Raw genomic sequence first — 19,640 nt, 5'->3', positions numbered from 1 at the left:
GTGCCCCCTATAATCACGGGGCGACAGGGTAGCATCGGGTCGAGCAAGGCTGACAATACAGGTCGGAAAATCCCTTCAAGGCCCTACGCCAACGGTGTAGGACACAGTTTGAAATAGTCCCCCGGTTGAATCACCCCATGCCGCACCTTATATACCCCGCAGTGAGCGACATATTAAGCATGAGGAGAATTCTACAACCATGATGCGCATCCTGCTGTTCTTGGCCACTAACCTGGCAGTCGTACTGATTGCCAGCGTCACCCTGAGCCTTTTTGGCTTCAACGGGTTCATGGCGGCCAATGGGGTTGATCTGAACCTCAATCAGCTGCTGATTTTCTGTGCAGTCTTTGGTTTTGCCGGTTCGCTGTTCTCGCTGTTCATCTCCAAGTGGATGGCAAAGATGAGCACCAGCACCCAGATCATCACGCAACCACGCACTCGCCATGAACAATGGCTGATGCAAACCGTGGAGCAGTTGTCTCAAGAAGCAGGCATCAAAATGCCCGAAGTCGGGATTTTCCCGGCTTATGAGGCCAACGCCTTTGCGACCGGCTGGAACAAGAACGACGCGCTGGTGGCCGTGAGCCAGGGCCTGCTGGAGCGGTTTTCGCCCGACGAAGTCAAGGCGGTGCTGGCCCACGAGATCGGGCACGTGGCCAACGGTGACATGGTCACCCTGGCGCTGGTACAGGGCGTGGTGAACACCTTCGTGATGTTCTTTGCGCGGATCATCGGCAACTTCGTCGACAAGGTCATCTTCAAGAACGAAGAAGGCCGTGGTATTGCCTACTTCGTGGCGACCATTTTCGCCGAGCTGGTCCTGGGCTTCCTGGCCAGCGCCATCGTGATGTGGTTCTCGCGCAAACGCGAGTTCCGCGCAGATGAAGCCGGCGCACGCCTGGCGGGCACCAGCGCAATGATCGGCGCGCTGCAACGCTTGCGCTCCGAACAGGGCCTGCCGGTGCATATGCCCGACAGCCTGACCGCCTTCGGCATCAACGGCGGCATCAAGCAGGGTCTGGCTCGCCTGTTCATGAGCCACCCGCCGCTGGAAGAGCGGATTGACGCACTGCGTCGCCGGGGCTGATAGCGGATGACTCGACAAGGGGCGATCTGATCGCCCCTTTTTTGTGCCTGCTGATTTCACCGCTCTCTGTAGGAGCGAGCTTGCTCGCGAAAAACTCGCAGGCGCCGCGTTCATTTAGCAAGCACGCGTTATCGTTGACGTCTTTCGCGAGCAAGCTCGCTCCTACAAAAGGAAAAACCCTTTCAGCGCCTGGTCAGCCGATAAGCACGCTCTTCAAGGCGGCTAACACCGTCCTGCACGAACTTCCAACTCTCCCCCAGGATGTCTCGCTCCTCCAACTGCTCCAACGCCCAATACGATCCCAGCAGCACCTGCACTTCATTGTCCGTGACAGCAAAGGGTGGGCCGGCCTTCTGCCTCTGGTCGTAATCGAGGGTAATCAGCAAACCCTGGCAGCCTGAGGGCAGCAAGGCATTCAGGTGCTCGGCGTATTGCGCACGCATCAGCGGAGGCAATGCGATCAACGCGGCACGATCATATATGCCGCGGCAACCGACCAGCGCCTGCGCATTCAGGCTGAAGAAATCGCCACACCACAGTTCGATCTGGCCCGCCTGATAGACCTTGAAGGCGCCCTGCTGACTGACGTGCGGCACAAGCCCCTGCTCGCTGAAGAACGCCTCAACCGCCTGCTCCGATAGCTCCACGCCCATTACCGGGTACCCCTGGCTCTCGAGCCATACCAAGTCCAGGCTTTTGCCACACAACGGTACCAGCACCTTTGCCCCCTCGGGCAACCCCAGCACGGGCCAGTGCCGTTGCAAATAGGGATTGACCTCGCGCTGATGGAAGCCGATCTGATTGCTCGCCCAGCGGTCCTGCCAAAATTCAGGCTGCATGAATCACTCCGAAAATTCGATCAAAAGGCGCTAAAACTTATATTAGATTTAGATCGATGATCTGATTGAAGATGACTCCATCTTAACCCTCAGGACCCTGCTCATGCTCCCCAGCCTGTTTATCTCCCACGGCTCGCCCATGCTGGCCTTGCAACCCGGTGCCAGCGGTCCTGCGCTGCAGCGCCTGGCTGCCGAACTGCCACGGCCCAAAGCCATTGTGGTGGTGTCGGCGCATTGGGAAAGCCCGGACCTGCTGGTCAGCGGCAGTGCTGCCCCCGAAACCTGGCACGACTTCGGTGGCTTTCCGCGCGAGCTGTTTGCGGTGCAATACCCCGCGCCGGGTGACCCGCAGTTGGCCAGTGAGATCGTCGAACTGCTGCACGCCGACGGCCTGGCTGCACGTATTGACGAGCAACGCCCCTTCGACCACGGCACCTGGGTCCCGCTGTCGCTGATGTACCCGGCAGCGGACATCCCGGTGGTACAAGTGTCCTTGCCCAGCCGCCTGGGCCCGGCTTTGCAGACTCGAGTCGGGCATGCACTCGCGAGCCTGCGCGAACAGGGTGTGCTGCTGATCGGCTCCGGCAGCATCACCCACAACCTGGGCGAACTGGATTGGCGCGCCGGGCCGGAGACGATCACACCGTGGGCCCGGGAATTTCGTGACTGGGTGGTCGACAGACTCGCGGCCAATGACGACGCCGCCTTGCATGACTATCGCCGCCAGGCGCCACATGCCGTGCGCAGCCATCCCAGCGATGAACATTTGCTGCCGCTGTACTTTGCGCGGGGTGCGGGCGCAGATTTCAGCGTTGCGCACCAAGGCTTCACACTGGGTGCCTTGGGCATGGATATCTATCGCTTTGGCTGAAACCGTTATACCTGTGGGAGCTGGCTTGCCTGCTCTCACAGTTGATCGCGTCGGAGCCTAAAACATGAGGCGAAAAAAAATCCCCGAACCAGTCGGAGATTTTTTATGTGCGATCAATCAGCCCAAGGGCGGATCAATCTTCGCGGTAGCGACGCAGCTTGAGCTGCTTACCGGCAACGCGAGTGTCTTTCAGCTTGGCCAGCAGTTTTTCCAGGCCGTCTTCCGGCAACTCCACCAGGGAGAAGCTGTCACGCACCTGGATGCGACCGATGGCTTCACGTGCCAGGCCACCCTCGTTGAGGATAGCGCCCAGCAGGTTCTTGGCCGCGATACCATCACGCGCACCCAGCGCGGTACGGCAACGAGCACGGCCTTCAGCCAATGGCACTGGAGCACGACGCTCACGGTCGCCACGGTCTGGACGGTCACCGGAACGCTCTGGACGATCACCGCGTGGCGCGCTGTTCGGAACCAGTGGACGTTCTTTTTCGATGGCTGCCAGGGTCAGGGCCTGACCATTGGTAGCTTTGCGCAGCAGGGCTGCAGCCAGGGCACGCGGGGTGCAACCGATATCGGCGGTCAGGCGGTCCAGCAGGTCGCCGTGGGTCGATTCAGCGTCAGCCACCAGTGGCGCCAGGCTGTTGGTCAGTTTCTTGATGCGCGCATCGAGAACGGCCTGGGCATCCGGCAGGCGGACTTCGGCAACTTTCTGGCCGGTAACACGCTCGATCACTTGCAGCATGCGGCGCTCACGTGGAGTCACCAGCAGCAACGCACGACCTTCGCGACCGGCACGGCCAGTACGGCCGATACGGTGAACGTAGGACTCTGGATCGTAAGGCATGTCAACGTTGAACACGTGGGTGATACGTGGAACGTCGAGGCCACGGGCAGCAACGTCGGTCGCCACAACGATGTCCAGACGGCCATCCTTGAGGGAGTCGATCACGCGCTCACGCTGGTTCTGGGCAATGTCACCGTTCAGCGCAGCGGCTTTGTAGCCTTTGGCTTCCAGGGCGCTGGCCAGGTCCAGGGTCGCTTGCTTGGTGCGCACGAACATGATCAGGGCGTCGAAGTCTTCGACTTCCAGCAGGCTCAATACAGCCGAGGTCTTCTGGTCAGCGTGAACCAACAGGTGAGCCTGTTCGATCGCGGTAACGGTCTGGGTCTTGGTCTGGATCTTCACGTGCTCCGGATCGCGCAGATGGCGTTCGGCAATGGCACGGATGGACTGCGGCAGGGTAGCCGAGAACAGTACGGTCTGACGGGTCGCTGGCAGCGCCTTGAAGATGACTTCCAGGTCATCCATGAAGCCCAGCTTCAACATTTCGTCAGCTTCGTCCAGAACCAGGTGGTTCACGGTCGACAGGACTTTTTCGTCACGACGCAGGTGGTCGCACAGACGGCCCGGAGTGGCGACAACGATCTGTGCGCCATTACGGATTGCCTTGAGTTGTGGGCCCATAGGCGCGCCGCCGTAAACGGCCACAACAGTTACACCCGGCATTTGCTTGGCGTAGGTTTCAAAGGCGGTTGCTACTTGCAGCGCCAACTCACGGGTTGGCGCCAGGATCAGGGCTTGCGGCTCGCGCTTGGCAGGATCGATGCAATGCAGAATAGGCAGGGCGAACGCGGCGGTTTTACCGGTACCGGTTTGCGCCTGGCCAATCATGTCCTTACCGGCCATGATGATCGGGATCGATTGCTGCTGAATCGCCGAAGGTTCTTCGTAGCCGGTCGCTGCGACGGCTGCAAGAATATTCGGGTTAAGATTAAAAGCGGCGAAGCCGCCGGTTTCCTGGGTCATGGGTCTGCCTCTAAGTGCATCCGCAAAGACCCATGCTCCAAAGCTGCGCATGCCGTGTTGAGACTCAAGAGTCGCCCTGGCTGCTTTGTCGGCGGGGATTTGCGAAAACGAATGAATGAAAAAGATTCGTCAAGGAAGAGTCCGCTGTGCGGACGTGCAGCCGAAGCTGACTTCGGGGAATTGCGCTACCTAAACGCGGCCCGGTTAAAGGCCGGCGCGCACTATACCGGAAATAGCTGAAAAAGGGAGCTTTTTTTATCGCCAGGCGCCGATAAACCGCACTGGGTCACGCGCTTTGCAGATCCGTGCGCCAGGGTCTATTTTTCAAAGGCCCGGCCCTGTTGGTCATCGAGCTTAAACGGTTCACCCACCCATTGAGACCCTTTGGTCTGAAACCTCACCTGCGCCCCGAGGGCACACCCGATGAATCAAGCCAGCAGTAGCCGTGTCAGCCGCGCACTTGAGGGCCATGTTCTATTGCTAGGCCTGGACCGCGTGGCCAAGCGCAACGCCTTTGACCTGGATTTGCTCAATGAACTGAGCCTGGCCTATGGCGAATTTGATCGAAACGATGACGCACGGGTGGCCGTGGTGTTCGCCCATGGCGATCACTTCACCGCAGGACTGGACCTGGCCAATGTCAGCGGCGTAATGGCCGGCGGCTGGCAACCGCCGCTGGGAGGGTGCGACCCGTGGGGGGTGTTTGCCGGCCCGCGCGTGAGCAAGCCGGTGATCGTCGCCGCCCAAGGTTACTGCCTGACCATTGGTATCGAGTTGATGCTGGCGGCGGATATCAACCTCTGCGCCAGCAATACCCGCTTCGCCCAGATGGAGGTGCAACGCGGCATCTTTCCGTTTGGCGGCGCGACATTGCGCTTTCATCAGATTGCCGGCTGGGGCAATGCGATGCGTTGGCTGCTCACCGGCGACGAATTCGACGCCCATGAGGCCCTGCGCCTGGGGTTGGTGCAGGAAGTGATGGCCAGTGAAGACCTGTTGCCCCGTGCCATTGAATTGGCCAACCGCATTGCGCGCCAGGCGCCGCTGGGTGTGCAGGCAACGTTGATGTCGGCACGCCTGGCGCGCATGGAGGGTGAGGCCGTCGCAGCCGCCGCGCTGCCGCCCATGGTGGATAAACTGCTCAACAGTGAGGATGCGAAGGAGGGTGTTCGGGCGATGGTCGAGAAGCGGCCCGGGGTGTTCAAGGGGATTTGAACAAACTGAATTAGCCGTCGCCAGTGAGGGCCTCTTCGCGGGCAAGCCCGCTCCCACAGGGGATTGCATTTCAACACTGAGTGCAATTCGACTGTGGGCTTGCCCGCGAAAGCGTCCGAACTGACAACTAAGTTGCTGGCCGAATCGCCTTGATCAACGGCTGCAACGAATACCCCAATCGCGGCGCCAAGGCTTCGGCGCGGGCTGACAGCGCATCCAGGTCCAGCACCTGATCCAGCTCCGAAGGCACCAATAGAATCACATTGCCCTCCTTCACCGGCAGCTCCCAGTAATGCCGGTGGTACAACCCACGCAGCAACGCCGCCCCCAGCGGCTTGCCGTCATCGGTGGCCCACTGGTTGATCACCAGCCAGCCGCCCGGGTTGAGTTTCTTCTGACAGTTTTCCAGGAAGGTCCAGGCCAGATGCCCCACGCCCGGGCCGACATCGGTGTAGAGGTCGACGAAAATCAAATCGGCCGATTCAGCACTGTCGAGCAATTGCAGCGCGTCACCAATGCGGATGTACAAGCGCGGATCGTCATCCAGCCCCAGATATTCAATCGCCAGGCGCGGCACATCGGGGCGCAGCTCAATGGCTTCGACATCCTCCAGCGCCAGGAACTTGAGGCATGCCTGGGTCAACGTGCCCGCGCCCAGGCCGAGGAACAACGCACTTTCCGGCTGTTCATGGCACAACGCGCCGATCAGCATCGCGCGGGTGTAGTCGTACTCCAGCCAGCTCGGGTCAGCAGTGAACACACAGCTTTGCTCGATGGCGTCGCCAAATTCGAGAAAGCGGTAATCAGCCACTTCAAGCACACGGATCATGCCGAATTCATCATGGACTTCGGCCAGCAGGCGCTCGACACGCTCCTCGCTCATCACTACTCCTAAAGGGTTTACCACACGACAAAGGCGCGATTGTCGGCCAAGCGGCAACCACAGGTCACGCACTAATTGCTGCTAACATTGACGCCCTAACATCCACCTGCAAACGAGTTCATGATGAGCCACCCCTGGAGTCCCGATAGCTGGCGAGCCCTGCCGATCCAGCAGCAACCCCGATACCCGGACGCCGCGCACTTGGAGCAAGTGGAGCAGAGCCTGGCGAGCTACCCGCCCCTGGTGTTTGCCGGCGAAGCCCGCGAATTGCGCCGTCAGTTTGCCGAAGTGACCCAGGGTCGTGCCTTCCTGCTGCAAGGTGGCGATTGCGCCGAGAGCTTCGCCGAGTTTTCCGCCGCGAAGATCCGCGACACCTTCAAGGTGCTGCTGCAGATGGCCATTGTCATGACCTTCGCCGCCGGTTGCCCGGTGGTGAAAGTCGGGCGCATGGCCGGCCAGTTCGCGAAGCCACGTTCGGCCAACGATGAAACCATCGACGGCATCACCCTGCCCGCCTACCGCGGCGATATCGTCAACGGCATCGGCTTCGACGAAAAAAGCCGCGTGCCAGACCCGGACCGCCTGTTGCAGTCCTACCACCAGTCCACCGCCACCCTCAACCTGCTGCGCGCCTTTGCTCAGGGCGGTTTTGCCGACCTGCACCAAGTGCACAAGTGGAACCTGGATTTCATCGCCAACTCCGCCCTCGCCGAAAAGTACAGCCAACTGGCCGACCGCATCGACGAAACCCTGGCCTTCATGCGCGCCTGTGGCATGGACAGCTCGCCGCAATTGCGCGAAACCAGCTTCTTCACCGCCCACGAAGCGTTGCTGCTCAACTATGAACAAGCCTTCGTGCGCCGCGACAGCCTGACCAACGATTACTACGACTGCTCGGCGCATATGCTGTGGATCGGCGACCGTACCCGTCAGTTGGACGGCGCCCATGTCGAGTTCCTGCGCGGGGTGAACAACCCGATCGGCGTGAAAGTCGGACCGAGCATGAACCCGGAGGACCTGATCCGCCTGATCGACATCCTCAACCCGGATAACGACCCTGGCCGCCTCAACCTCATTGCCCGTATGGGTGCAGGCAAGGTCGGCGACCATTTGCCCAACCTGATCCGTGCCGTGCAGCGCGAGGGCAAGCAGGTGCTGTGGAGTTGCGACCCAATGCACGGCAATACCATCAAGGCCAGCAGTGGCTACAAGACCCGCGACTTTGCGCAGATCCTTGGCGAAGTGAAGGATTTCTTCCAGGTGCACCAGGCAGAAGGCAGCTATGCCGGCGGGATCCATATCGAGATGACCGGGCAGAACGTCACCGAATGCATCGGCGGCGCACGACCGATCACCGAAGATGGCCTGTCAGACCGCTACCACACCCATTGCGACCCACGGATGAATGCCGATCAGTCGCTGGAGTTGGCGTTCCTGATTGCCGAGACCTTGAAACAGGTAAAGCGCTGACGTTTTATCGACGGGGATGACGCCATCGCGGGCAAGCCCGGCTCCTACAGAAAAACGCGTTCAAATGTGGGAGCCGGGCTTGCCCGCGATAGAGCCTTAAAGACTGACATCCCGGTTCAGCATCGCAGCCCTCAACCGGGCAGCACTGGGCCGCTGGCAATTGAGCTGGATCTGTTCCAGCCCTAGCCAGTCGGCCATCTTTCGTAGGTTCAAGGCCAGCGCCAACATACCTTCCTCATCCAGCCCAGGTTCTTCCTCGTGCACGGCATGCACGGCCAGGCGCCCATGGGCACGCTCGGCCCGCAGGTCGACGCGTGCGGCAATGCGTTCGTTGTGGAGAAACGGCAGGACGTAATAGCCGTACACGCGTCTTTCTTGCGGAGTGTAGATCTCCAGGCGATAGCGAAAGTCGAACAAGCGCTCGGTGCGGCTGCGCTCCCATATCAGCGAATCGAACGGCGACAACAATGCACTGGCCGGCACGTTGCGCGGCAGTTTGGGCGCCGCCAGGCAATACGCTGGTTGTTTCCAGCCCCGCACCTGGCACGCCAGCAGTTGCCCATCCTCAACCAGCTCGGCCAAGCGGTTGCGGCTGTCGGCGGGGTCGAGGCGAAAATAATCGCGCAGGTCTTTTTCAGTGGCGACACCCAATGCAGTCGCACTGTGCAACAGCAAGCCACGCTGCGCTTCACCTTCACTCATGGAGACCCTGAGCACCTCTGCGGGAATAACACGCTCGGGCAGATCATAAAGCCGCTCAAACCCTCGACGACCGGCTACCGTGACCAGGCCAGCGGCGAAGAGCCATTCCAGCGCGTGCTTTTCATCACTCCAATCCCACCAGGGACCGGCACGCTCCTCGCGGGTCGACAAGCTACCCGCCCCCGCGGCGCCCTGCTGTTCGACGGTGCGCAACACGCGCTGGATCGTCGCCTGCTGTTCACGGCCAAAACGTGCCATCTGCGAATAGATCCCCTGCCCTTGCCGGGCGCGCTCCATACGCCAACCCATCAGCGGGTACAGCGCCAAGGGCAGCAGCGACGCCTCATGCCCCCAGTATTCAAACAGAGAACGCCGCCGCCCCAGGCTCCAGGCCGCCTGCTCAAGAATCGATGGGGAATAAGAACCAAGGCGGGAAAACACGGGCAGGTAGTGGGAACGCACCAGCGCATTGACCGAGTCGATCTGTAAAACGCCCAGGCGCTCGATCAAGCGGTTGAGGTGCGTGGCCTTTATCTGTGCAGGCGCCTGGCGCCCGGAAAACCCCTGGGCAGCCAGCGCCATGCGTCGAGCTTGCTTGAGTGAAATACACAGGTCGGCGGGCATGGCGATCTCCATTGAGGCTCGCGCCCTACCCTACTGCATCCGGGCTTATTTTCGCAGCGGGTCTTCCCAGAAATGCCGATGGCTTTCCTGCGCGACGTCGGCGCGATTGAGCCCGATGTCCTTGAGTGCGTCATCGCTCAAGGTCGCCAGCATCTGCCGCTCCTGATGCAACAGCTGCCAACGCGCGAATGTGTGAAACAGCCCGGAAAACGGCCAGTTATCCGTCGATATGAAACCTTTTTGACCTTTCATCTTCTCGCCCTCCAGTGGGGATGACGACAGTGTGTGCCTGGCATTATGATCAATCCAACGAATGTTTCTTATGCATTACATCTCGGAGATTGATCAATTGTCCGCCTATCCCAGCATCGACACAGACGTGCTGCGCACCTTCGTCGCCATTGCCGACCAGGGCGGTTTCACCCGTGCCGGCGAGACGGTCAATCGCACTCAATCGGCGGTCAGCATGCAGATGAAGCGTCTGGAAGAAGACGTGTTGCAGCGCAAACTGTTCGAGCGCGATGGCCGGCAGGTAAGGCTCACGCCCGAAGGCCAGGTGCTGCTGGGTTATGCGCGGCGCATCCTGAAATTGCACAGTGAAGTGTTCAATACCCTGCGCGAGCCGCATATGGTGGGATTGGTGCGCATCGGCACGCCGGATGACTATCTGATGCGCTTTCTGCCAGGGATCCTGAAACAGTTCTCCAAAGCCTACCCACTGATTCAAATCGAAATGCACTGCGAAGCATCGACCGTATTGATGCAACGGCGGGACTTGGCGCTGACCGTGATCAGCCGCGAGCCCGGCAATGATCTGGGTGAGTTGTTGCGTACCGAACGCATGGTATGGGCAGCATCACCGTGCTTTTGTGTGGAGGAGCACGATGCCCTGCCTCTGGCGGTGTCCGGCGACGAGTGCCTGTACACCCATTGGGCACGTGCGGCATTGGACGCGGCCGGGCGAGATTATCGCCTGGCCTATCACAGCTCTAACGGAGCAGCGATCCTGGCGGTGGTGAGTGCGGGCCTGGCGGCGATGGTCAGCATGGAAAGCCTGGTCACCGACGACCTGCGAGTGCTCGGCAGCGACGAAGGCTTCCCGCCTTTGCCGTCGATGAACCTGCGCTTGCTGCGTAACCCGCAGATGACCTCGCCGATCACCGAGTGCCTGGCGGACTACATCGTCGAAGGCTTCAAACTTTAAAGGTAAGCATCACCGCGCACACCACCAAAAAGCCACAGAACAGGCCGCGCAACAGGCGCTCCGGCAAGGCATGAGCCACTTTCACGCCCCAACTGATACTCAGCAGGCCACCCACCGCCAGCGGTAGGCCGATCATCCAGTCCACCTCGTGGTGCCAGGCATAGGTGACCAGGGTCACACCGGTACTGGGCAACGCCAAGGCCAACGACAACCCTTGGGCAACCACTTGAGTAGTGCCGAACACACTGGTGAGTACCGGTGTGGCCACCACCGCGCCGCCGACCCCGAACAGCCCGCCCATGGAGCCGGATGCCGCGCCCAAGACGCCAAGCCAGGGCCAGGAATAACGCATTTGCGTGGTGGGCGGCGCGTTGCGGGTGAACATGCGCAGCAGGTTGTAGGCAGACAGCGCCACCAAGAACGCAATAAAACCAATGCGCATGGCGCCCGCATCCAGCCCCACCGCCCAGATCGATCCCAGCCAGGCAAAGCAAAAGCCGGTCACACCCAAGGGTAAGGCGTGACGCAACTCGATGCGGTTACGTTGGTGATAGCGCCACAGGGCGAGCATCACGTTCGGCACGACCATGACCAAAGCGGTGCCCTGGGCAATTTGCTGATCCAGCCCGAACAACACGCCGAGTACCGGGATAGCAATCAGCCCGCCGCCGATGCCAAACAGCCCACCCACGGTGCCCAACGCCGCACCCAATGCCAGGTACATCACTAGATCCCACACCGCTCGCTACTCCGCAATTCCAAGCTTTGCATGCTACGCAGTCGGCTCTGGCGCGGAAACGCACAGCAACGCACAATGGCTGTGCCAATCTCGCATAAGCGTCGAGCCATGAACCCCAACACCTTGACCGACCAACTCAGCCTGTTTCTGGATGTGCTGGAAGCCGGCAGCTTTTCCGCCGCCGCGCGCCGCCATCCGCTGACACCTTCCGCCGTGGCCCGGCGTATCGACAGCCTGGAGAACTCAGTGGGCAGCCGCCTGTTCCAACGCAGCACCCATGCAGTAGTGCCCACCTCGGCGGGCCTGGCCTTTGCCGAGCGGGCACGACGGATTGTCAACGAGTTGCAGCTGGCGCGGGCTGAAGCGGTCTCGCTGAGCCATGCGCCGGAGGGGTTGATCCGGGTCGATGCGCCCGCAGCATTCGGCCGCCGGCATCTGGCGCCGGTCATTGCGGACTTTTTAAACCTGTACCCAGGACTGGACGTGCACCTGCACTTGATCGACAGCTTTGTCGATATGCAGGGCGCGCATCTGGGCAAGGTCGATCTGGTTCTGCGCGCTGGGCATATTGTCGATACCCGGCTGGTCGCTACGCCGTTGGCGAGCATTGTGCGTATCGCCTGCGCCAGCCCCGCGTACCTGAAAAGCCGTGGCACGCCGGCCCATCCTCGAGAGCTGAGCGAACATGATGGCCTGGACTGGGACGGGCTGGCGCCAATGTTCGCCTGGCGCTTCGAACTGGACGGGCGTCGCACCACCTATCGCCCCCGGCGCATCCGCATGAGCGCCAACAATGCCGAAGCCCTGCTTTCGGGTGCACTGGCCGGGCTGGGCATCGCTCACCTGCCGACCTGGTTGGCCAGTGAATACCTGGTACGCGGTGAACTGTTGCCGCTGTTTTGTGAAGACGGTTTGCCGAGCCCGGAAACCGCCGGCATTTATGCGCTGCGCCTGGAGCAACAGCCCAATGCGCGCAGCCGATTGTTGCTTGAATATCTCAAATCCCGTTTCAGCCCGGTGCCGCCTTGGGATCTGGCATTGCAAAGTGGCTTGGTCTGACGCCTCCGGCAAAAATTACCTGGCGCATTAAAGATTTGCCCGCTAGATTCCAGCCCAGACATGCTTTTTCGAGACGCCACCATGAGCAAAAACCCTGATCCTTGCGAATCGCTGTTGCTGGACAACCAACTGTGCTTCGCCCTGCACTCTACTTCATTGCTGATGACCAAGGTCTACAAGCCGCTGCTCCAAGCCATCGGCCTGACCTACCCGCAATACCTGGCCATGATGGTGCTGTGGGAAGAGGATGAATTGACCGTCAGCGAAATCAGCAGCCGCCTACTGACGGACCCAGGCTCCATGACGCCACTGCTCAAGCGCCTGGAAGCCGAGGGCCTGCTCAGCCGTACCCGCAGCCGCGAAGATGAACGAGTGGTAGTCGTGGAACTGACCGACACCGGGCGCGCCTTGCAGGAGAAGGCCAAGGATGTTCCACAATGCATCCTGGGCGCCAGCGGGATGGCGCTGGAGCAATTGCGCAAGCTGCAAGGAGACCTGATCGCGTTGCGCGCCAATCTGCAAACCAGCATCTGACGCAACGCACACCTAAAAAGTGGGAGCTGGTTTGCCTGCGATGGCCATAGGTATCTACACAACTTCGGCACGACGCTAAATCTGTGGCGAGGGAGCTTGCTCCCGTGACGGCCTGGCAGCCGACACAGATATAACTGATGCCCCCGCGATCCAAGGTGGGAGCTGGCTTGCCTGCGAAGACGGCCTGACAGTCAACACAGTTGGACCGTGTACATATCCATTCCTGCGGTAACGGCCACTTAGGGTTCCGCTTTTACAGCGGCTCACTTTTGAAAAGCCGGAATGCCGGCCCAGACAAAAGTAAGCAAAACGCTCTTGCCCCACCACTCGGCACCTCGCCCAGGCTCGGTGTGCCCGTAATCCGCCAGCGTGGTTTAACGGGGCGCCTAAGATCAAAGCAGATCAAGATAAAGAGCGGCTCGCTTCGCATCGTGGTTACCGTTGAGCTAACAGAGTTATGTAGATACCTATGCTGCGATTGCGGTACATCATTCAACAATGCATTGACTGACACACCACAATCGCAGGCAAGCCAGCTCCCACTTTTTGCTCTGCGGTGCCCTCAAATTTTTCAATCAGCCAAAAAACTGAAAAATTAACTTGCGCACTAAACATTAGCGCTATACATTCGCCTCACCAACTACTTAGCGCGCAAATGTTTAGCGCTAAACATACAGAGGAACGCCCCATGCAAACGCTCTATACCGCAGTAGCCACCGCCACTGGCGGCCGTGATGGTCGCGCCGTTTCCAGCGACAATATCCTCGACGTCAAACTGTCGACTCCCAAGGAGTTGGGTGGCGCCGGTGGCCAGGCCACTAACCCCGAGCAATTGTTTGCTGCCGGCTACTCCGCCTGCTTTATCGGCGCACTGAAATTCGTTGCCAGCCAGACCAAACGCAAAATCCCGGATGACGCTTCGATCACGGCCCACGTTGGCATCGGCCAGATCCCTGGCGGCTTCGGCCTGGATATCGACCTGCATGTCAGCCTGCCGGGCCTGGCCCAGGATGACGCGCAAAGCCTGGTCGACGCCGCGCACCAGGTCTGCCCGTACTCCAACGCCACCCGTGGCAACGTTGATGTGCGCTTGCATGTAACGGTCTGAAAAACAGACGCCCATGAAAAAGCCCGACTCAAAGTCGGGCTTTTTTCGTATCGCCGGGGCCAGAATTACTTCTTGGCGCGACCTTTGTACGAACCACCTTCACGGGTGTCGATCTCGATCATGTCGCCGATTTCGATGAAGTCTGCAACGCTCAGCTCGGTACCGTTCTTCAGTTTGGCAGGCTTCATCACCTTGCCGGAAGTGTCACCGCGAGCGGAACCTTCGGTGTAGTCAACCTGACGCACGATGGTGGTCGGCAGCTCTACGGAAACCAGGCGATCTTCGAAGAAGATAGCTTCGCAGACGTCTTCCATGCCTTCTTCGATGAACGGCAGAACGGCTTCGATATCTTCAGCGTTCAGCTCGTACATGGTGTAGTCGGTAGTGTCCATGAACGTGTAGGTGTCGCCGCTGATGAAGGACAGGGTCGCTTCTTTGCGGTCGAGGATTACGTCGTCCAGTTTGTCATCGGCGCTATAGACGATCTCGGTCTTGTAACCGGTCAGCAGGTTCTTCAGCTTGGTCTTCATGATTGCGCTGTTACGACCAGACTTGGTGAACTCAGCTTTCTGAACCAGCCAAGGGTCGTTTTCGAGACGGATCACTGTACCGGGTTTCAGTTCTTTACCAGTTTTCATTGCGTATATCCGAAATTTGGATGGGATTGACAAAAATCAAGGTGGCGTATCATATCCAACTTTCATAAAACTGTACCAGCGCCGTCGCAAGATCGGCCTGCAAGCCTTGTTCCAGACACCACTTCTCAGCGTGCTGGGTGACCTCGGGCCAGTGTTCCAGCAGCATTTTCCAGGACTGTGCCATATCGCCATCAGCGTTCCAGGCTTGCCAGAGCGTGACGACGGCAGCCTTGGCGGCCGGTGAAAGTGCGGCAGTGTACAGTTCCAGGAAGGCATCGAGCTTGTCCAGGTGGATGTCTTCGTCCTGGCGGTAGATGTGCCATAGCATTGGCCTCCCCGCCCACTGGGCACGCACGAACGAGTCTTCGCCCCGTACGGCGTTGAATTCGCAGCACCATAGCAATCGGTCATATTGCTCCTGACGCACGAATGCAATGACCTGAACGGTCAGCGCGCCGCGCACCTGAATGTCTCCCGCCGACAAACTGCTCACCCCCAGCCAGCGTTGCACATCCCCCAGAATGCGCCCTTCCGGCACCAGCAAGTGCGTCCCACGCCCATCGGCTGCCAGCACGTCCAGCCAACCGGGCAACCCGTCATTCTCATAGGCAAACAGCGACATCAAACGCGCGCCGGCCGTCGGAGCAACACCCAGGCTTTGCAGGAACTGTTGCTGCGCGGCGGCGTCCTGCTGAAATGCCCGGCGTCGCTCCAACAAGCCGGCTTCACGCAACAGGCCGCCGGTGCCAGGGCGAAACCCGGGGAAGAAAAAGTATTTCTGCACGCCTTTGTACTTCACCGAAGGCAAGCGATGACAACCCACCACCCAGTCTTCAGCGCTGAGGTAATCCAGGTTCATCCACAATGGCACACGCTCACGCTCGGCCATGCAGTCCATGTACTCAGGCGGTAGCTGGCAGGCGAACGCAGCAATCACCACATCGGCCGGGTGCGCGCCTGGCCATTCGGCCGGCCAGTGACGCACTTCGACGCCCTCTTGCCATTGCTGGCCCACCTGCACATCAATGTCCGGGCACATGCGTTCGAAGGCCCGCAGGTCATCGACCCACAAGCGCACGTCACAGCCATGCTCCACCACCAACTGCCGGGCCAGGCGCCAGGTCACGCCGATGTCGCCGTAGTTGTCGACGACACTGCAAAAAATATCCCAGCGGGCTTTCATTCCGGGCTCCATCGATCAAAGGTTCGATTGTCCGCATAAATGCGTGGATGCAGAAGGCTTGATCGCGATTATTCTGCACGGAGGCTGTGCGACAATCACCGTCATGCCGTCAATGCCTGCCAGGAAGCTCTTATGTCTGACCGTCCGTTATCGCTGCTCAAACTCTGCATCGCGATTGCCGCAGGCGTGTGGCTAGGGTTTATCGCCATTGCGCTGACCACCTGGCTGGCGTCTCGCTACCTGTTCCCCCAGAGCCTGGCGCCGGTGGCACAGGCGGTTCAGCAATTGGGCAAACCGGCGATGGTTGAGCCGCAGCCACCGAACCGTCTGTTCGAACAGTACCAACAAAACCTGCAAAAACAGGCACAACAACAGGCCCTGGACCAGGCCCGAAGCAACGCGCGTAACCTGTCCAACCCCAAATGCCAGTTCTGGCTGCAACAAGACCAGAACGCCCCCAATGAAAAGACGCGGGCCAATGTCCTGCAATTCTGCGATTGATGCCAAATACCGCCATGAATAAACACGCCGTGCTCCAGTTGATCCTGGAAAAGCTCACCGTCGACCTCGACATCGTCCAACGCGCCGCGCAGACCGCCTACGAAACCGCGACCCACGAAGAAAACATTGCCGAGAACAAATACGACACCCTCGGCCTGGAGGCTTCGTACCTGGCCACCGGGCAGGCCCGGCGAGTGGAGGAGATCAAGCAATCGCTGGTGCTGTGCCAGCAACTGCAGCTACGTGCATACGATGATCGACGCGGGATAGAGATCGGCACGCTGGTGGGCCTGGAAGACGAGGACGGTCGTCAGCAATGGCTGTTCCTGGCGCCGGATGCAGCGGGTTTGAAAGTGGATGTGGTCGGGCAACCGGTGACCGTCATCACGCCGCGCTCGCCGTTGGGCAAAGGCCTGTTGGGCAAGCGTATCGATGAAGAGGTGGAGATTCTGGTGGCCGGCGCTCGGCAGCACTTTACGGTTACCGAGGCCAGATAACCTACACCCCTGTAGGAGCGAGCTTGCTCGCGAAGAAACGCAAGGGTGCTGCATGCTACCTGGCGCCCCGCGTTAACGTTGGCGATCTTCGCGAGCAAGCTCGCTCCTACAGGGTCATCGCGGTCAGTGGACGGGCAATTCAACGCCGTCGAACAACTCTTCCAGCTCTTGCTTGTTGTGGCACTGGATCGCCTTGGCCATCACTTCACGGGTCAGGTGCGGTGCGAACTTCTCGATGAAGTCGCACATGAAGCCGCGCAGGAAGGTGCCGCGGCGGAAACCGATCTTGGTCACGCTGGACTCGAACAGTTCGCTGGCATCCAGCACCACCAGGTCTTTGTCCAGGTTGGTGTCGACCGCCATCTTGGCGACGATTCCGACGCCCAGGCCCAGGCGAACATAGGTCTTGATCACGTCGGCATCGGCAGCGGTGAACACCACCTTGGGCGTGAGGCCGCGATGGCTGAACGCTTCGTCGAGCTTGGAACGGCCGGTAAAGCCGAACACGTAGGTCACGATCGGGTATTCAGCCAAGGCTTCCAGGGTCAGCTTCGGCAGCTTGGCCAAAGGGTGCCCCTGGGGCACAACCACGCAGCGGTTCCAACGGTAGCAGGGCATCATTACCAGGTCGCCGAACAATTCCAGGGCCTCGGTGGCGATGGCAAAATCGACGGTGCCGTCAGCGGCCATTTCGGCAATCTGCATCGGCGAACCCTGGTGCATGTGCAGCGCTACGTCCGGGTATTGCTTGATGAAATCACGGATCACCGGCGGCAATGCATAGCGCGCCTGGGTGTGAGTGGTGGCGATCGACAAGGTGCCTTTCTTCTCGTTGGAGAACTCCTGGGCGATCTGCTTGATGCTTTCGACTTTACGCAGGATCTCGCCGGCGGTGGTGATGATGCGCTCGCCGGCTGGAGTGACGCGGGTCAAGTGTTTGCCGCTGCGTGCGAAGACTTCGACGCCCAACTCGTCTTCGAGCAGGCGGATCTGCTTGCTGATACCAGGCTGCGAGGTATAGAGGCTTTGAGCGGTAGCGGAAACGTTGAGGTCGTGGTGCGCCACTTCCCAGATGTAGCGCAGTTGTTGAAGCTTCATATGAATCCCTCAAAGCAGATAGACGCCACGGGTATCAGCGACGGTATATAACTATATTAAAGGTTTAACGGATAAATCTAGAACTTTTTATCGTTTTTACCGATCAACTATCGTCACTGCGCCGACGCTGCAGCGACGGCACCAGGTAAACCGGCACCGGGGACAACTGCAACACCCGTGCGGCGGTACGCCCAAGGGGGACGGCCACGCCGGTTGCCTGGCTATGACTGCCTACGACCAGCAAGTCGACGGACAGTTTTCGCAACTGGTCGAGAATCACCTCGCAAGGGTCCCCCTGGATAACCTTGACCGAGCGAATCCATTGCAGGTCCTGCTCCCCTTCCTCCCACTCCTCGCGAAAGCTGTCCAGCACGCGCTGTTCAATCGTCGCCATCACCGTGCTCAGCCCCTTGCTCTGCCATTCGCTCAAGGCGGTTTCATCAAGGTAGCTCTGCAACACCGATTCGGCGAACAAGCCAATGGGCTCGACCACGTGGATCACATACAGGTCAGCCTTGAACGTTCGCGCCAGCGCCACTGCATGTTGCATCACATAGGGTGCATACAGACCGAGGTCCGTGGCAAACAGCATCGAGCGAATCATAAAACCTCCTGGACTGCCAGGATGGCGGGAATTGAATGAGCTTAGCAGCTAGCTCTCGGTCTGGATTCTCAACTCATTGCTGATGCCATGGGGCACGTGCCCGGTGGCCACTACCTCCCTGGCTTTCTCGCAATGGCCGGCCTGGTCATCGAAAAACACATCGGCGGCAAAGGCTTCCAGAAACGCGGATTTTTCCAGGCCACCGAGGAACAGCGACTCGTCCAGGCGGATATCCCACTCGCGCAACGTGCGGATCACGCGTTCATGGGACGGTGCCGAACGTGCGGTGACCAACGCGGTACGGATCGGGCAGGCCTCATCGGCAAACTCGCGTTGCAACAGGTTCAGTGCCGCCAGGAAGCCCTTGAACGGACCGCCGTGCAAAGGCTGGCGCGCCGACTCTCGCTCGCTGGCCTGGAAGGCTGCCAGCCCGCCGGCCTGGTAGACACGCTCGGACTCATCGGAGAACAGCACGGCATCGCCATCGAATGCGATGCGCAGCTCTTCGCTGGAAGCGCGGCGCGGGCCGCCGGACAAAATCGTCGCGGCCGCAAACCCGGCATCGAGGGCACTGCGCACATCTTCAGCATGGGTGGAGAGAAACAGATGACAACCGAAGGCGGCCAAATAGGGATAGGGACTACGCCCGCCTACGAAAGCGGCGCGGGAAATATCCAGGCCGTAATGCTGGATCGAGTTGAACACCCGCAGCCCGGTATCGGCACTGTTGCGCGACACCAACACCACCTCGACCCGCGCACGCCCCAGGCTGGCATTCAGGCTCAGCAGCTTCTTGACCAGCGGGAAGGCATCGCCAGGCTCGAGGGTTTCTTCCTCGTGCTCGATCTGGTATTTGCGGTAAGCCTCGACCCCTTCAGCCAGATAAACCTTGTGGCTGTCACTCAGGTCGAACAGCGCTCGTGAGGAAATCGCCAGCACCAGTTTGTCAGCCAATCCCTTCACCATGGTAGTTCCCC

Annotated in this window: 21 protein-coding genes; 10 read left to right on the top strand and 11 right to left on the bottom strand. The window is 59.9% G+C overall.

The window, feature by feature from the left end; translation table 11 throughout:
* Nucleotides 1-199 precede the first annotated feature (199 nt).
* Nucleotides 200-1,087 carry a protease HtpX gene (htpX, locus tag AC1RAC_RS12620; protein WP_003189904.1) on the top strand — a complete coding sequence of 296 codons (888 nt, stop codon included), beginning with the start codon at nt 200-202 and terminating at the stop codon, nt 1,085-1,087.
* 182 nt (nt 1,088-1,269) lie between these two features.
* On the opposite strand, the gene AC1RAC_RS12615 is transcribed toward htpX, so the two are convergent.
* Entirely contained in the window at nt 1,270-1,926 is a 657-nt protein-coding gene (locus AC1RAC_RS12615) for a thiopurine S-methyltransferase (protein WP_057976655.1), read from the bottom strand.
* 103 nt (nt 1,927-2,029) lie between these two features.
* On the opposite strand from AC1RAC_RS12615, the gene AC1RAC_RS12610 reads away from it, so the two are divergent.
* Entirely contained in the window at nt 2,030-2,797 is a 768-nt protein-coding gene (locus tag AC1RAC_RS12610; protein WP_057976653.1) for a DODA-type extradiol aromatic ring-opening family dioxygenase, read from the top strand.
* A 133-nt stretch (nt 2,798-2,930) separates the two neighbouring features.
* Here the strand turns inward: AC1RAC_RS12610 and AC1RAC_RS12605 are convergent, their stop codons facing one another.
* On the bottom strand, nt 2,931-4,604 hold the full coding sequence (locus AC1RAC_RS12605; protein ID WP_014717677.1) for a DEAD/DEAH box helicase: 1,674 nt from the start codon (nt 4,602-4,604) through the stop codon (nt 2,931-2,933).
* A gap of 423 nt (nt 4,605-5,027) precedes the next feature.
* On the opposite strand from AC1RAC_RS12605, the gene AC1RAC_RS12600 reads away from it, so the two are divergent.
* A complete protein-coding gene (locus AC1RAC_RS12600) occupies nt 5,028-5,819 on the top strand; it encodes a crotonase/enoyl-CoA hydratase family protein (RefSeq protein ID WP_034127150.1) in 792 nt (263 codons plus the stop codon).
* 127 nt (nt 5,820-5,946) lie between these two features.
* On the opposite strand, the gene AC1RAC_RS12595 is transcribed toward AC1RAC_RS12600, so the two are convergent.
* The gene (locus AC1RAC_RS12595; protein WP_034127149.1) at nt 5,947-6,702 is read right to left on the bottom strand and encodes a spermidine synthase; all 756 of its coding nucleotides are present in this window, start codon (nt 6,700-6,702) and stop codon (nt 5,947-5,949) included.
* Between the two features lie 123 nt (nt 6,703-6,825).
* On the opposite strand from AC1RAC_RS12595, the gene AC1RAC_RS12590 reads away from it, so the two are divergent.
* Nucleotides 6,826-8,172, top strand: a complete 1,347-nt coding sequence (locus AC1RAC_RS12590; RefSeq protein WP_054897897.1) for a class II 3-deoxy-7-phosphoheptulonate synthase — start codon at nt 6,826-6,828, stop codon at nt 8,170-8,172.
* Nucleotides 8,173-8,268: 96 nt separating this feature from the next.
* Here AC1RAC_RS12590 and AC1RAC_RS12585 read toward each other — a convergent pair whose 3' ends face one another.
* Both AC1RAC_RS12585 and AC1RAC_RS12580 read right to left on the bottom strand, forming a co-directional pair.
* On the bottom strand, nt 8,269-9,498 hold the full coding sequence (locus AC1RAC_RS12585) for a winged helix-turn-helix domain-containing protein (RefSeq protein ID WP_492616629.1): 1,230 nt from the start codon (nt 9,496-9,498) through the stop codon (nt 8,269-8,271).
* 45 nt (nt 9,499-9,543) lie between these two features.
* Entirely contained in the window at nt 9,544-9,750 is a 207-nt protein-coding gene (locus AC1RAC_RS12580; RefSeq protein ID WP_034127146.1) for a DUF1127 domain-containing protein, read from the bottom strand.
* 70 nt (nt 9,751-9,820) lie between these two features.
* Between AC1RAC_RS12580 and AC1RAC_RS12575 the strand changes: the two genes are divergently transcribed.
* Nucleotides 9,821-10,702, top strand: a complete 882-nt coding sequence (locus tag AC1RAC_RS12575; RefSeq protein WP_054920153.1) for a LysR family transcriptional regulator — start codon at nt 9,821-9,823, stop codon at nt 10,700-10,702.
* Here the strand turns inward: AC1RAC_RS12575 and AC1RAC_RS12570 are convergent.
* Entirely contained in the window at nt 10,692-11,441 is a 750-nt protein-coding gene (locus AC1RAC_RS12570; RefSeq protein ID WP_034127144.1) for a sulfite exporter TauE/SafE family protein, read from the bottom strand. The two genes, AC1RAC_RS12575 and AC1RAC_RS12570, sit on opposite strands and share 11 nt — an antisense overlap.
* 108 nt (nt 11,442-11,549) lie before the next feature.
* Between AC1RAC_RS12570 and AC1RAC_RS12565 the strand changes: the two genes are divergently transcribed.
* The 3 genes from AC1RAC_RS12565 (at nt 11,550) to AC1RAC_RS12555 (ending at nt 14,142) form a co-directional block, all read left to right on the top strand.
* On the top strand, nt 11,550-12,500 hold the full coding sequence (locus AC1RAC_RS12565) for a LysR family transcriptional regulator (protein ID WP_054920154.1): 951 nt from the start codon (nt 11,550-11,552) through the stop codon (nt 12,498-12,500).
* 81 nt (nt 12,501-12,581) lie between these two features.
* Nucleotides 12,582-13,034: a MarR family winged helix-turn-helix transcriptional regulator gene (locus tag AC1RAC_RS12560; protein ID WP_492616628.1), complete on the top strand. Its 453-nt coding sequence runs from the start codon at nt 12,582-12,584 to the stop codon at nt 13,032-13,034.
* 688 nt (nt 13,035-13,722) lie between these two features.
* Nucleotides 13,723-14,142, top strand: coding sequence for an organic hydroperoxide resistance protein (locus AC1RAC_RS12555; RefSeq protein ID WP_034126737.1), 420 nt, complete (start codon nt 13,723-13,725; stop codon nt 14,140-14,142).
* A 65-nt stretch (nt 14,143-14,207) separates the two neighbouring features.
* On the opposite strand, the gene AC1RAC_RS12550 is transcribed toward AC1RAC_RS12555, so the two are convergent.
* Nucleotides 14,208-14,780 (bottom strand): elongation factor P, encoded by a 573-nt coding sequence (locus AC1RAC_RS12550; RefSeq protein ID WP_032892737.1) that lies wholly within the window; start codon nt 14,778-14,780, stop codon nt 14,208-14,210.
* A gap of 49 nt (nt 14,781-14,829) precedes the next feature.
* Complete coding sequence (gene earP / locus AC1RAC_RS12545) at nt 14,830-15,963, bottom strand: elongation factor P maturation arginine rhamnosyltransferase EarP (RefSeq protein WP_054920155.1); 1,134 nt, start codon at nt 15,961-15,963, stop codon at nt 14,830-14,832.
* A 132-nt stretch (nt 15,964-16,095) separates the two neighbouring features.
* Here earP and AC1RAC_RS12540 point away from each other — a divergent pair, with 132 nt between their 5' ends.
* Together AC1RAC_RS12540 and AC1RAC_RS12535 are read left to right on the top strand one after the other, a co-directional pair.
* The gene (locus AC1RAC_RS12540; RefSeq protein WP_054920156.1) at nt 16,096-16,464 is read left to right on the top strand and encodes a hypothetical protein; all 369 of its coding nucleotides are present in this window, start codon (nt 16,096-16,098) and stop codon (nt 16,462-16,464) included.
* 14 nt (nt 16,465-16,478) lie between these two features.
* Nucleotides 16,479-16,961 carry a GreA/GreB family elongation factor gene (locus tag AC1RAC_RS12535; protein ID WP_034127037.1) on the top strand — a complete coding sequence of 161 codons (483 nt, stop codon included), beginning with the start codon at nt 16,479-16,481 and terminating at the stop codon, nt 16,959-16,961.
* A 123-nt stretch (nt 16,962-17,084) separates the two neighbouring features.
* Here the strand turns inward: AC1RAC_RS12535 and cysB are convergent, their stop codons facing one another.
* The 3 genes from cysB to AC1RAC_RS12520 all read right to left on the bottom strand — a co-directional run bounded on the left by cysB (nt 17,085) and on the right by AC1RAC_RS12520 (nt 19,629).
* The gene (gene cysB / locus AC1RAC_RS12530) at nt 17,085-18,059 is read right to left on the bottom strand and encodes an HTH-type transcriptional regulator CysB (protein WP_003189876.1); all 975 of its coding nucleotides are present in this window, start codon (nt 18,057-18,059) and stop codon (nt 17,085-17,087) included.
* Nucleotides 18,060-18,162: 103 nt separating this feature from the next.
* Entirely contained in the window at nt 18,163-18,663 is a 501-nt protein-coding gene (locus tag AC1RAC_RS12525) for a universal stress protein (protein ID WP_034126733.1), read from the bottom strand.
* Nucleotides 18,664-18,711: 48 nt separating this feature from the next.
* A complete protein-coding gene (locus tag AC1RAC_RS12520) occupies nt 18,712-19,629 on the bottom strand; it encodes a 5'-nucleotidase (RefSeq protein WP_034126732.1) in 918 nt (305 codons plus the stop codon).
* Nucleotides 19,630-19,640: the final 11 nt, after the last annotated feature.

The organism is Pseudomonas sp. GW823-FHT02F05, from assembly GCF_058797315.1.
This window is presented reverse-complemented; position numbering and strand designations above follow the sequence as displayed.